The 13,819-nt window shown below is 27.5% G+C and carries 12 protein-coding genes; all 12 read right to left on the bottom strand.

The genetic code is table 11. The annotated features are described in order from the left end of the window. Window position 1: 1 nt before the first annotated feature. The 12 genes from NSA23_RS13990 to NSA23_RS13935 all read right to left on the bottom strand — a co-directional run bounded on the left by NSA23_RS13990 (window position 2) and on the right by NSA23_RS13935 (window position 13,743). Window positions 2-1,390, bottom strand: a complete 1,389-nt coding sequence (locus NSA23_RS13990; RefSeq protein ID WP_257490641.1) for a L,D-transpeptidase — start codon at window positions 1,388-1,390, stop codon at window positions 2-4. 128 nt (window positions 1,391-1,518) lie between these two features. Further along, entirely contained in the window at window positions 1,519-2,871 is a 1,353-nt protein-coding gene (locus NSA23_RS13985) for a TldD/PmbA family protein (RefSeq protein WP_257490640.1), read from the bottom strand. A 1-nt stretch (window position 2,872) separates the two neighbouring features. Next, the gene (locus NSA23_RS13980) at window positions 2,873-4,264 is read right to left on the bottom strand and encodes a TldD/PmbA family protein (RefSeq protein ID WP_257490639.1); all 1,392 of its coding nucleotides are present in this window, start codon (window positions 4,262-4,264) and stop codon (window positions 2,873-2,875) included. A 124-nt stretch (window positions 4,265-4,388) separates the two neighbouring features. Then, window positions 4,389-4,544, bottom strand: coding sequence for a hypothetical protein (locus tag NSA23_RS13975; RefSeq protein WP_187116709.1), 156 nt, complete (start codon window positions 4,542-4,544; stop codon window positions 4,389-4,391). A 93-nt stretch (window positions 4,545-4,637) separates the two neighbouring features. Beyond that, complete coding sequence (locus tag NSA23_RS13970) at window positions 4,638-5,186, bottom strand: class IV adenylate cyclase (protein WP_257490638.1); 549 nt, start codon at window positions 5,184-5,186, stop codon at window positions 4,638-4,640. Next, a complete protein-coding gene (nagA, locus tag NSA23_RS13965) occupies window positions 5,171-6,331 on the bottom strand; it encodes an N-acetylglucosamine-6-phosphate deacetylase (RefSeq protein ID WP_257490637.1) in 1,161 nt (386 codons plus the stop codon). Before nagA ends, NSA23_RS13970 begins: the two co-directional genes overlap by 16 nt. Before the next feature lie 31 nt (window positions 6,332-6,362). Next, complete coding sequence (gene nagB / locus NSA23_RS13960; protein ID WP_257490636.1) at window positions 6,363-7,097, bottom strand: glucosamine-6-phosphate deaminase; 735 nt, start codon at window positions 7,095-7,097, stop codon at window positions 6,363-6,365. Between the two features lie 28 nt (window positions 7,098-7,125). Next, window positions 7,126-7,809 (bottom strand): metallophosphoesterase, encoded by a 684-nt coding sequence (locus NSA23_RS13955; protein WP_042683201.1) that lies wholly within the window; start codon window positions 7,807-7,809, stop codon window positions 7,126-7,128. Window positions 7,810-7,897: 88 nt separating this feature from the next. Further along, entirely contained in the window at window positions 7,898-10,630 is a 2,733-nt protein-coding gene (locus NSA23_RS13950; protein WP_257490635.1) for an ATP-binding protein, read from the bottom strand. Then, window positions 10,627-11,727, bottom strand: a complete 1,101-nt coding sequence (locus NSA23_RS13945; protein ID WP_257490634.1) for a metallophosphoesterase family protein — start codon at window positions 11,725-11,727, stop codon at window positions 10,627-10,629. Before NSA23_RS13945 ends, NSA23_RS13950 begins: the two co-directional genes overlap by 4 nt. 113 nt (window positions 11,728-11,840) lie before the next feature. Continuing rightward, entirely contained in the window at window positions 11,841-12,695 is an 855-nt protein-coding gene (locus tag NSA23_RS13940) for a MurR/RpiR family transcriptional regulator (RefSeq protein ID WP_042683198.1), read from the bottom strand. 1 nt (window position 12,696) lies between these two features. After that, the gene (locus tag NSA23_RS13935) at window positions 12,697-13,743 is read right to left on the bottom strand and encodes a MupG family TIM beta-alpha barrel fold protein (protein ID WP_050069887.1); all 1,047 of its coding nucleotides are present in this window, start codon (window positions 13,741-13,743) and stop codon (window positions 12,697-12,699) included. Window positions 13,744-13,819 lie beyond the last annotated feature (76 nt).

Raw genomic sequence — 13,819 nt, 5'->3', positions numbered from 1 at the left:
GTTATTTAATTGTAATAACTGCAGTATCATTAGGATCTACCCAATTATATAGAAACTGGGCATGGCTAGTATAATTTCTAACACATTTGTGAGATCTAGGCATAGTTCCTATAGTAAATAAATACTCTTTTATACCTGGATCTACATCTTTACCATCCTTTTTTATAAAGTCTACAGGGACTCCATGTATATAAGCCCCCTGAGCAAATCTAGATGCATATGGTGCATATCCTGCAATTTCCCTAGATTTATCATCTAGGTAAAAGAATCTATCCTTTTTTTCTAATATTTTAAATCTTCCTATTGGTGTTTCAAATTTACGTTTATCTTTAACTCCTGTAGTAGCTAATGTATAGGATATTAATGTCCATCTATCTCCTCTTTTTTCAAATACACTTTGATTTTGATTTGTTGTATCTACCACTATAACTTTTGAAAGTGTATCTAAATTATTATCAAAAGATATATATTTTTTTGGAATCCAGTATTCTCCCTCATAATCTAAACTTTTCACTTTAAAATATCCATTCTCTTCTCCTAAAATAAAGACTATCATACCATCAGGAATGTACCTAAAATTTTCTTCATTATTTAAGTCAAAATATGCAGGGGCACTTTGATATGCCTGCATACCATATTTATCCATGGCCTTTCCATCAGTTAAAGGTGGCGGGCCATTTACATCTTTATAATTTGATATATAACCATGTTTGTATTTCTTTAATTCACTTTCTAATTCCTTTAGAGAATTGTACATATCACTAAATCTAAAGCTTCTTATTTGGCCAACATTTTCAGGTATGAAACCATAAAGCATTTTTCCATCTTTGTTGTACCAAGATACTCCAAACCATTTGTCAGAATTAATATCTTTTATTATTTCACCCTTTACCTCATTCACAAGTTTTAGTTTATCAAAAGTATTTGCTTCATCTATTACTTTTCCACTAAAAGAGGGAGTGTTATATATTTTAACTTTATCTTTATTGATCAAAAAATAATCATAAGGCATTAAATATTTTCTATATGCTAAATCTACATCTAATTCTTGAGGTACTACAGTATTAAAAGTTTTATTTATCTTTAAATTTCCTGCACTAAAATTGGCAATTGATTCTTTATTTGATAATAAATTATCTTCACTTAATAAATAATCAATATTTCTTTCTTTCAGAGCCATATTAGTTATTTTATTGTCATCTTTTATACTAAAATAATTAATATGAGGTTCTATATCATCTTCATTATATTCTGAACTTTCATGAGCTTTTTCTTCATATTCTACTGGAGAATTTTGAATATCAGGTTTTAAATTTTGCTTTGGAGAACAAGATGTTACAAAAATACTTGATAATAGAATAAGAATTAGATACACCCTAATTTTTTTCATTATTGAACACCTCCTTAAGTAATATTTTCATGCAATTTTTTAATCATTTAATTATATTATTCCGCTTAAATAACAATTAAATTCATAAAAAAAGATTCGTTTTAAAACGAATCTTTTTTAATATCTTACTATTCTCCTGATACGGATAATTTCTTAATTTTTATAGATGGTGAACCTATTTGTCCGCCCATTCCAGGTAATGCAAACTTTAAATCATTACCTATTTTTTCTATATCTTTTAATGTATCATAGAAATTACCTGCTATAGTAATTTGGTTTACTGGCCTTTTTATATTTCCATTTTCTATTTCATAACCATAAGCAGATAAAGAATAGTCTCCTGACACTGGATTGGCACCTGAATGTAAACCTTGTACATCTATTATTAATAATCCATGATCTGTACTTTTTATCAAATCCTCAAATGAACTATCTCCATTTTCTACATATAGATTAGTTGGTGCAATAGATAGTGGTGATTTATAAGAACCTCTATAACCATTTCCTGTAGAGCTAATACCATCTTTATTGGCAGTTTTCCAATTATGAAAATAAGTCTTTAAAATTCCCCCATCTATTATTTTTTTGTACTTCGTTGCCATTCCTTCATCATCAAAGGCTCTAGATCCTACTCCATCTTCCATAAATGGGTTATCTATTAATGTAAAAATAGGTGCTGCTATTTCATTATCTATTTTACTCTTTAATAGAGATAATCCTTTCTGTACATTTTCAGCTAGGAAAATAGGAACAAAAGTTTCTAAAATATTTGCAAATATATGGTTTTCAAATATAATTGGATAATTTCCTGATTTAATTGATTTAGCACCTAACATAGATAAACCTTCTTCTACTGCCTCTTTTGCTAAGCTTTTATAATCAAATTTTGAAAAATCATTAGAAACTATATAGCTAGAACCAGTTTTTATATCTTCATTTTCTTTTACTACTACTGATAAATAACAATAAGCAGTATTTTTCTTTTCTTCTAAATTTATACCTTTTGTATTTTGTAATATTCTATAACTTTCCACTTCTCCATAACTACATCCATCTATTGATACTACTCTATTATCTAAAGATAAAGCTTCTTTTTCTAAGGATTTAACAAATTCCATCTTTTTATCTAAAGGTGTTTTGCTAAGCTCTTCATTATATAAATTCAATTCTTCATATTCTTTAGGACCGGAAAAAATTTCTTCTTTATCTAAAGAATCTATATACTTTCCATTTTCTACAGCATCCTTAATAATTAAGTTAACTGAACTTTCATCTATTTTTTCAGTATAGGAATAACCTATTTTCCCGTTTGAAACTCCTCTAAAAGAAAGACCTCCACTTTCAGAAATATTATATTTATCTATTTCTCCTTCAAATACATCTATTTCTATTTCTTTTTCTTGTTCAATAAATACCTCCATATCATCCAAAGAATCTTTTCCACTTTCAAATATCTTTTCTACCGTATTTTTATAATCCATATTATTCATCCCCCTTTCTTCCACCTACTGTTAGACTTTTGACTCTTATTGTTGGTTGTCCTACATTAACTGGTACAAGGCCACTTACCGAACCACACATTCCTTGAGATAGTTTTAGATTATTTCCTACCATATCTATCTTTTCTAATACTTCTGAACCATTTCCTATGAGGGTAGCTCCCCTTACAGGTTTTGTTATTTTGCCATTTTCTATTAAATAGCCTTCCATTACTGCAAAATTAAAATCTCCTGTTGCTGGATTTACACTTCCTCCTCCTAATTTCTTTGCAAATAACCCACTTTCTGTATTTGAAACTATCTCTTCAAATGTAGATTTTCCTTCTGCAATATAAGTATTATTCATTCTAGAAGTAGGTGGCAGTTTATAAGATTGCCTTCTTGATGAACCTGTAGGTTCATAGTTCATTCTCCTACCATTTAATTTATCTACTAAATATCCTTTTAATATTCCATTTTCTATGAGTAAATTCTTCTTAGTTGGGATACCCTCATCATCTATATTAGTAGTTCCCCATTCATTAGGAATAGTCCCATCATCTATAGCTGTAACTACGGGAGAAGCTACTTTTTTATTTAATTTATCAGAAAAAACAGATGTTTCCTTAGCCACAGAAGTTGCCTCTAATCCATGCCCACAAGCCTCATGAAATAAGACTCCTCCAAAACCATTGTGTATAACTACAGGCATTTTACCGCTTGGACAAAGATCTGCATTAATCATAGTTTTTGCTATTCTAGAAGCTTCTTTCCCATGTTCCTCTGCATTTATATTGTCATAAAATTCAAATCCCATAGAAGCTCCTGGAGCTGAATAACCAATTTGCATTTCTCCTCTCTTTGTAGCTACAGATTGGATTGCCAATCTTGTTCTTACTCTTTGATCTTCTGCCAATAATCCTTCTGAATTGGCTATGAGAACATTTTGCTCTTCATCTAAATAGCTAACTGTAACCTGACTTATGGATTCATCATAGTTTTTAGCACCAAAATGTCCTCTTTTCATGATCTCTATCTTTTTACTTTTCTCTACAGATTTAGGTAAAACTATTACCTTATTATTATTTTTAATATCAGATTTCATTAGATTTAAAATAATATCCTTTTTTTCTAAATTTATAGCCAATGCAGCTTCTTTAGCTACTTTCATTAAATTCTCTTCTGAAGAATCATTAGTATAGGCATAGACACTATTAAATCCATTGAATATCCTTATACCTACACCATAATCTCTTCCTGAAATACTATTTTCAAGTAATCCTCCTACCATTTTCATATTAGTAATATATTTGTCTTCTACAAAAATTTCAGCAAAGTCTCCTCCAGTAGACAATGCAGCATATAATACATTTTCTATAATATTTTTATTTAGCAAATAAATCCCTCCTTAAACTCTATTATAGTATATTTCTATACTGAAAGTTTTTTTCCTTTAAAATAAAAAATTAACACAGTAGATTTTCTACTGTGTTTAAACAAGTATAAATTTTAAGTACATTTTAAAAACCAGAGAACAGGAAGAATATTAGGAAAATAAAGATAAATGTCTCATCGAATCCTCCATGAAATCCACCTAAATCTCCAAAGCATAATAGTAAAATTAAGAAAAGAAGTAACAAACTTTCGTCACTATTTTTAAAAATATCTTGAAGCATAAACAATACCTCCTTATTTTTAGCTGCTCATTATATACTATTCAAATAATGTTTTTTTGTTACTAATTTTCTTATTTTAAACTAAGAAAAGACCTAGTTGTTTAAACCTAGGTCTTTTCTCAGCTCAACTATAGATTTAGTTGATATGTTCTCCTTGTCTATATTTAAAAGTTTAATAGCCTTTTTTAAATCTTCTTCTTTTTTTACTTCAATTTCCATATAGCTATGTGGATAGGTATCTTCATCCCAAGTATCGATATCAAATCTTATTCCATCATATTCATAAGATATTCTTTTTTTAAATCCTTTATTTATTACATAGACTCCTAGTACATCTAGTATATATATTAGAGCGTCTTTGTCTTCTACTTTAGTATTTCTCTCAATATTTTCCCTAATACCATCTCTTGGAATATTTTCTTTAAGAGTAAATATATAATCTACCTTTCCACTATTTAAGTCTCTCTTTTCTCTAAGTCTCAAATAGCTATCATATTCTTTTTGAATTTTATTTTCTTTCGAGTCTAATATATAATTAATCTGGTCTTCCTCGCTTATGAGGGATGCACCAAGATTAATTAGCTTTTCTTCCATTTCTTCAATATCAATATTTAATATCTTTACTTCTAATTCTTTAGCCATATAGTATTTCCTCCTACTATAGAGGCCAACATATTTATATCTTTATCAAATAATATTAAATCTGCATCTTTACCAACTTCTATACTACCTTTTCTATCATCTACACCAATTGCCTTAGCTGGATTTAAACTAGCCATTCTTACCGCTTCATGAATAGTTGTATTTTTCTTATATACCATATTATAAACTGCATCTCTTAAATTAAGAGTTGATCCAGCTAATGCTCCACTTTCAAGTCTTGCTGCACCATTTTCAACAAATACTTTCTGTCCTCCAAGCTCGTACTCTCCATCTTGAAGTCCCGCAGCTCTCATAGCATCTGATACTAATATAACTTTTCCAATTCCCTTAGTTCTTAAGGCTACTTCTACACTTGCATCATGAAGATGAATCCCATCATAGATAATTTCACAATATACTCTATCATCTGTCAAGGATACTCCTATTATACCTGGTTCTCTATGAGAAAAACTCCTCATACCATTATATAAGTGATTAGCTAATGTAATTCCTTCATTTACACCTTTTTTTGCTTCTTCAAAAGTTCCATTACTATGAGCCATAGCTGGAACTACATTTTTAGATTTTAGATATCTTATAACAGGGCTTGCTCCTTCTAATTCTGGTGCCAAAGAAACTACTTTAAGCATTCCTTTTGATAGCATCTCTAATTCTTTTATTTCTTCTAAATTAGGTCCTTTAATATGTTCTGGAGGTTGCGCACCTTTCTTTTCCATTGCAAAAAAAGGTCCTTCTAAATGAATTCCAATTATTTGGGAATTATCCTTCTTGTTCTCATAATCTGCAATATTTTTAATAGCATTTTTCATATCCTCATAAGATGATGTGATTATAGTCCCTAAAAATGATGTAACTCCATTTTTTAAGTGGAATTTTCCAATATTGTCTATAGCTTCTTCTGTTGAATCCATAAAATCATATCCTGAATTTCCATGATTGTGTATGTCAATGAAACCTGGTGCTAAAAAACCATTTTTACCATCAATTATATTATCTAAATTTTCTTCTTTAAAATTTTCTTCTTTTTCAATTTCTTTAATAATATTATCCTTGATTAAAACTCCATATCCATGTACTATTTCATAAGGTGTTACTATATTTACATTTTTAATAAGTATTTCCACTTGACTCTCTCCCTTACCCTATATACATTTTTTATTTCATATATTCTTCTGCTGCTTCTTCATCTAATATTATGGTTACATCTGGATGTAATAATAATAATGAAGCTGGATTGTGAGTAGATACTACTCCATCTTTCAATAATTTTTTAATTGTATTGGCCTTATTCTTACCACTAGCTAAAAGAAGTATTTTTTTAGATTTCATAATACTTCCTAATCCCATAGTTATAGCTTTTTTAGGCACATCATCTATAGAATCAAAAAATCTTGAATTAGCTTTTATTGTAGATTCTGTCAAATCTGTTACATGAGTTCCAAGATATAATTTATCATCTGGTTCATTAAATGCTATATGTCCATTTTCACCAATACCTAATATTTGTACATCTATTCCACCTTGATTTTCTATTTTTTCATCATAGGCTTTACAATATTCTTCTGCATTTTCTGGATTTCCATTTGGAATATTAATTTTGTCATTATCTATATTAATACTCTTAAAAAAATTTTCTTCCATGAAATAATGATAACTATTTACATGATCATGAGGAATTCCTAAATATTCATCTAAATTAAATGTAGTGATTTTAGAAAAATCTAATCCTTCTTCTTTATGTCTTTTAATAAGTTCTTCATATGTTCCTATAGGTGTACTTCCTGTAGCTAGGCCTAGTACTAAATTTGATTTTTCTTTCATTTCACTTTCTATAATATCTGCTACCCTTTTACTTAAATCTGTATAATTTTTTTCAATGAAAATTTTCATATTAAATTCCTCCTTATTTTAAATATATTTAATAGATTTTAAAAGGATTAAAATCTATATAATCGCTAGATACACATAAAAACTCTATATTCTCAATAATATCTTCAACTACATATTTATGTCCTTCTGAATGAAGATGCCCATATATACAAATATCTACATCATATTCTCTCATCAAATTGACAAATTCATTTGGAGACGAATCTAAATTAAAAGGTGGATAATGAAGCATTGATATTATTTTATCTCCTCTATTTTCAATAGAATCTAATGATAGTTTAAGTCTATTAACTTCTCTATTGTACATCTTTTCATCATGTTCTGTAAAGTCTTCACTATCTTTAGCTTTCCACCCTCTAGTGCCAACTACAGTTATATTCTCATATTTATAACTATCGTTTTGAAGAAAAAATATAGTTTCAAGTCCTAGTGAGTTCATTTTTTTCTTACTTTCCCACCAATAATCGTGATTTCCCTTAGTTATAATTTTTTTACCTGGAAGTTCATCAATTTTTTTCAAATCATTATAAGCATCTTCTAACTTTAACGCCCAAGATATATCTCCTGGCATGAGTACTAAGTCTTCAGATTTTATTTTACTCTTCCAATTTTCAAATATTTTCTCTTCATGATCTAACCAATTTTCTCCAAATATGTCCATAGGTTTTTTCTTTGAATAGTCTAAATGTAAATCTCCTATGCCATATATCATTTATTTCACCTCAGTTAATCTTAAAGTTTAACATTAGCCTATAAATAGCTATTCTTACAGTTTTTATAGGTTAATGTAATACTTTAACTTATAAGTTTATATAGTTAAAATCAGTACCATATTTCTCTAATATTTCTTTTTCTCTTCTATGACAAGTAAATAAAATAATCTGCCTTTTTTTACTTTCATAACTTAGAAATCTTAAAATATTTTCGAGTCTATTTATATCATATTGAACAAAACAATCATCTAGTATTAAGGGAGTTTTTTCTTCTTTTAATATATTTGCTATGCCAAATCTTGTAGCAAAATATAATTGATCCATAGTGCCACCACTTAATTTCCCAATATCTACCAATTTATTGTTTTCAGAGTCTACTACAGAAATATTCATTTTATCATTTATTTTAACTTCTCTATATTTTTCTCCAGTAACAATAGATATTGTATCACTTACTTTTTTGTTTAGAGTAGGTGCGAAATTTCTTTGTATATTTTTAGAAATATTTTCAATAGTATTCTTTGCTATTCTAAGAGATTTTAGTTTGTTTTCATAATCTTTTTTGACTTGTTCTTTTTTAAAAATATCATCATCTATTTCTACTAATGGTCTAAAGTTTTTATATAAATTACTAATTCTTTCTTCTATTCTAGTTATATATTTCTGTTTTTCAGATATTTCATTTTCCACACTATTTAAATCATTTATTAGTCTATCCTTATCTAATATTTTACAGTTGTCTTCAAACTCTCCACTTACTTTTATAGATTCATTCTTTAAGTATTCTAAACTATTATTACCCAAAATTTTACTTAGCAATAATTCCTTATTTTCCATATCTTTTAAATAACTATTGTATTTTTCTTTTTTCTCAAGACCATTCTTAAACTCTTCTATACTAGTAGAATAAGTTTTAGAAAAGATTTCTTCTATTTGCTTTGAGATTTTATTTAGTTCCACTTGACAAGTATTTATTTTATCTCTTAAATATTTCTGTTTATTTAATAATTCTTCTTCCTTATCTTTTTTAGTTATAAATTCGAAATATTCTCTTTCAATGTTTTTTACATGCTCAATAGAAAAATCTTCTTTTAATTCTAATATATTACCAAAATACCTTAGTCTATTTTCAAGTTCATATATATCTTCAATTAAAATATTTTCTTCTTGTTTTAATGATTCAAAAAATTTATCTCTATTTCTAATATTTAAACTAGTTTCATAGCTTTTATCAAAGAGCCTTTTTAGCTCTATTTTTGTAGTACAATTATATTTTTTCAAAATAGCATCCATCTCATCTTCCAGTTTATCTGAGATTTCATTTTTTTCTCTTTCTTTTTCTGTAATGTCCGCTATTTGCCTATTTAAACTTTCTACATAAACTTTAATCTCCTTACTAGAACGAAAATTATAAAAAAGAAATAATGAGGATGGCAATATAAATAGGAAAAATAAAATATTTTTAAATCCTAATATAATGGAAACCAATATTAGTGAAGTAAATACTAAAGTAAACTTTTTCTTATTTTTCAGTTCTTTCAATTTTTCTTCTAATCTTGTCCTTAAAAAAATTACATTTGCATATTCATTTTTATAAAATATAGAATTTCTTCTCTCTTCCATATCTTCATATGAATACATATCATCTATTAAATCCTGTATATTATTATAATTTAATTCTTTTTTCTCTATTTCAATATCTCTTACTTTACTTTGCAAATTACTTAATTTTTCTTTCCTATCACAATATTCTTCACAGCTTCTAATAAGATTTTGAAATTCTGATTTTTTTATAATACTATATTTTTGTAGAATATTTAAATCTACTATTAGCTCATTTAAGCCTTTATTTACTCTTTTTAGCTCTTCATTCCATTGAATTATACTATTTTCTAAATTATCCTCTTCTTTTTGCAAGCTAACTAATAAAGTATAATCATTCATATCAAGATTTGAATACTCTCTTAATTTTTTTATTGCTTTAGATAAATTATCTATTTCTCCAATAACTTTCAATGCTTCTTCATATTTTTCCTTCACTTCTAATCTTTCTATATCTTTTACCTTTTCTTTTAAAGAATCTTCTTCACTTTTTAAGTAGGATAATTCTTTTTTCAAATTATTTAATTGTTCCTCTTCTTTTTTTATTTTTTCATTATATTTTAGCCCAGTTTTTCTTTCATTATATAGTTTTTCTAGCTCTTCTACAATTTTTCCATAAGGAGAAGTTTTCCGCTGATCTTCAGTACCTATAGCATTTATTCTTTTTGTTAAATCCTCCACAGCATTTTTAACAGAAATATTGTCATCTAAACTTCCACCAATATTAATTAAACTATCTTTTATTTCTTTTGCTAATGCTTTATCTGTCTTACTCCCTAATTGTTTAATATTTATTGTATTATTGTATACTATATTATTAAAGCCAAAAACCGAACCAGGAGAATATAATCTTAAAACCGGATCATAATCAAATAAATAGGATATATCTTCACCAGTTTTATCATCAAATATTTTTACATTATCAAATTTTTTAGCAAAGTTTCTCTCTATCCTATAAACTTCTCCTTTGTGAATAAACTTTAAAACTCCCCTGTAGTTTGTTTCATTCCAAGGAAAATATTTTTCATAATCTTTAGTATATATCTTTCTTCTTGAATAAGGTTTAAAAAAGCCAAAAAACATTCCTTCAATGAATTTATGTATTGTAGTTTTTCCAGACTCATTATTTCCGTAAATAATATTCATCCCACTACTTAATTTCAAATTTTTTTCTTTGAATTTTCCAAAGGAAATGATATTTAATTGTTTAATAATCATTTTATCACCTTTTCTTTAAAAAGGGTTTCTAGTCCAATATAAAGTGCATTTTTATTGACTTCATCTTCTAAATCCCTTTTACTCATTTCCTCAATAAAAAGTCCAATAATATTGTTTTCATTTTCTGCTCTTAGTTTTTCTAAATCATAGTCAGGTATAGTTTCATCTATAAGTTCTACATAATAAAATTCATTAGATAATATTTCCTGTAGGTCTTCTATATTTAAATTAATATCCCTATCCTTTATTCCTTTTAAAACTATTCTATATAAATTGCTCTCTCTCATAAAAAGATTGTCAGATTCTTTTATTTTATTTAATATATCATTATAAGTCATGATCTCAGTAATATTTATTTCTTTAATTATAAAAGATCTTTTAGAAAATGGAAGAAGGCTCATAGTTACACTTTCCTTTTCAATAGTCCCTTCAATTATTCCATGTATTCCCGTTTCTCCAAAATCTAAAGGCTCTGGGCTTCCACAGTAACAAATCTTATCCGTTATAAATTGTGGTTTATGTATATGCCCTAGTCCTATATAATCAAAACCTTTTGATTCTAACAATTGCTTGTTTATAGGTAAATAAACTGAATTCTTATTTAATACATCTCCATGAATTAATAATATATTTATTTTTTCATTTTGTTCTATTTTTATTTGGGATAACAAGTCTTCATTTTCCTCTTTTTTATCCCAACTGTATCCCCATACAACTGTATTCTCTTTTTTAAATTCTATGGAAGATATGCCTTTTCCGTCAAATATATATACATTTTTAGGCCAATCAATTTTTCTGTATAGACTATTCTCACCTATAGGATCATGATTTCCAGTTGATATTATTATGTTAACATTCTTTGCTTCTTTTAATTTATCCCTAACTCTTTTAATATCTCCTATAGTAAAATATTTTTCCTCATACAAATCTCCAGCAATAAATAAAAAATCTACATTATTCTCTACTGTCCTATCTACTATTTTCTCAAAAGTTTCCCATATCTCTAAACGCCTCTGTTTAGCATGTATTCCATCAAAACTTGTATTCCTAAATTGAGAACCTAAATGCAAGTCACCAGTATGTATACACTTTATCATTTATTATCCTCCAATACGCTATACTTCATTATAATATATAAAAGTATATCACAAAATATTTAAAAGCATGAAAATACCCCTATTTTAATACTAGGGGATTATACTGTTAAAAGCTACTTTTTTATTTTAAAATCATCCACCATCATTCTAGTTCCCTTTAAATATTCTGAAACTGTATTGAAATCTTTTTGAGCTAGACCTACGAATAATATGTCAACCACAGTTAATTGAGCAATTCTAGAGGCTATAGCCCCTACTCTTAAATTTTTTTCTTTCCCTCCAGACCATAGTTTTATATTAGATATACTACTTAATGGATTGTCCCCATATCTTGTAATAGATATAGTCTTTGCTCCTTTTTTATTTGCCATTTCTATTGCTTTAAAAACTTCAAGAGTTTTGCCACTATGGGATATACCTACTGCTACATCATTTTCCTGTATATTTACTGCTGTAGAAAGTTGAGTATGACTATCTAAATAGCAAAAAGCATTTCTATTGATACGCATAAGCTTATATTGAAAATCCATGGCTACCAATCCTGATGCTCCTACTCCATATAGAAGTATATTATTTGCATTATTTAGTACTCTCACAGCCTTTTCAACTTCACTACGATCTAATAATTCTACAGTGTTTTCTATTGATTTAATATTTCCTGCTGAAATTTTTCCAACTATATCATCTATTGTATCATCTACTCTAACATCTTCATAAACTATGCTATGATTTTTATTTAAATCAGATTTTTCTTTAGCTAATTCTATTTTAAAATCTTGAAAACCTTCAAAGCCCATTTTTTGACAAAATCTAACTACACTTGAAGGGCTTGTATTGCATTTTTTTGCTAATTCTTGAATAGATAAATTATAAACTTCTTCATTATTGTCTAATATACAGCCTACAATTTTCTGTTCTGAATTAGTTAGCTGATCTCTTACTTCGTTCATTTTTAAAAACAAACTCATTTTAATCCCCCATTGTATAAAATTTGAATTTTTCTCCTGGTCTCAATAAGTCTATAATAACATCTCCAAATTTTACATCTCCAACTACATTTACCCTTTCATCTACTGGAAGATCTTTTTTCAATATCTGGAGCTCTCCTTCATATCTTTTATATCTTTCATTATCTATTGTAACAGAATATTTACTCCTTGGGAATAGATTATTGTTCGGGATAATCTGTCCCTCCTTTATAAGCCTAGACTCTTGTGAACGTATTGCATATTCTCCTGGATCCATGCGATTTGTATGAACGCTATTTAAGAGTTTTAGCTCTACTTCTGATAAATTCTCATTTAGTTTAATAGGTATAATATTTATATCATTTTCTATAACATTTAAACTTTTTAATTCTTCATCTGAAGCTATAGCATCCCCTATAACTACAAAATCTATTCCAAGTTTAAGCAAATGCTGGGAACTAACTATAGGAGGAAGATCTCTATGCTTCTCTAAAGTTGGAAGCCCTTCATATACTGGCCCTCGCTTTCCATCCTGTGATGGTACAAACGCCATAGTCTTTATACCATATTTCTTAAATATTTTATTTCTTTTTATGAATAACTCTTCAGATATTCCTGTGTCTTTTCTAGGATAAAAATTGTGGCAAGCATTTATCTTTTCTATTTTCCCTCCAAAACCTATAAACTTTTCTATATCTTCTGTAGTAAAAGTCGTAGCATTTACTGTGATTCCAAAATCACATTCATTAGTCATTTTAGCTGCTTCTTCCAATGTAAAACCATAGTCTAATCTTAAATAATCTATTTTATACTTATTCATATCCAATTTTTCAAAGTAATTTTTAGATATATCAATAATAGTTGTAAATCCTAATCTTGATGATTCTTCTAAAAGGATTCTTAAATCATTTAAAAAATTCTCATTGGTCTCCGGTATATGGGCTGAAGTAAATAATGTTTGTATACCAAATTTATGAGCCTTATTTAAATATTCAATAATTTCTTCTATAGAATTGTCCATTCCTGCATAAACAGATATACCAAGCAAATCAATCACTCCTAATTATATTTTTTAGTATACAAGGTACTCTTTCGAGTACCTTGTATGAAATACTATCTACTTA

Origin of the sequence: Anaerosalibacter massiliensis (genome assembly GCF_024623155.1) — a bacterium.
Taxonomy (GTDB): Bacteria; Bacillota; Clostridia; order Tissierellales; family Sporanaerobacteraceae; genus Anaerosalibacter; species Anaerosalibacter massiliensis.
This window is presented reverse-complemented; position numbering and strand designations above follow the sequence as displayed.

What these genes read in the sequence shown, in the direction of transcription:
- NSA23_RS13990 (WP_257490641.1), bottom strand. Translation starts at nt 1,390, where the DNA reads ATGAAAAAAATTAGGGTGTATCTAATTCTTATTCTATTATCAAGTATT.
- NSA23_RS13985 (WP_257490640.1), bottom strand. Translation starts at nt 2,871, where the DNA reads ATGGATTATAAAAATACGGTAGAAAAGATATTTGAAAGTGGAAAAGAT.
- NSA23_RS13975 (WP_187116709.1), bottom strand. Translation starts at nt 4,544, where the DNA reads ATGCTTCAAGATATTTTTAAAAATAGTGACGAAAGTTTGTTACTTCTT.
- NSA23_RS13970 (WP_257490638.1), bottom strand. Translation starts at nt 5,186, where the DNA reads ATGGCTAAAGAATTAGAAGTAAAGATATTAAATATTGATATTGAAGAA.
- nagB (WP_257490636.1), bottom strand. Translation starts at nt 7,097, where the DNA reads ATGAAAATTTTCATTGAAAAAAATTATACAGATTTAAGTAAAAGGGTA.
- NSA23_RS13955 (WP_042683201.1), bottom strand. Translation starts at nt 7,809, where the DNA reads ATGATATATGGCATAGGAGATTTACATTTAGACTATTCAAAGAAAAAA.
- NSA23_RS13950 (WP_257490635.1), bottom strand. Translation starts at nt 10,630, where the DNA reads ATGATTATTAAACAATTAAATATCATTTCCTTTGGAAAATTCAAAGAA.
- NSA23_RS13945 (WP_257490634.1), bottom strand. Translation starts at nt 11,727, where the DNA reads ATGATAAAGTGTATACATACTGGTGACTTGCATTTAGGTTCTCAATTT.
- NSA23_RS13940 (WP_042683198.1), bottom strand. Translation starts at nt 12,695, where the DNA reads ATGAGTTTGTTTTTAAAAATGAACGAAGTAAGAGATCAGCTAACTAAT.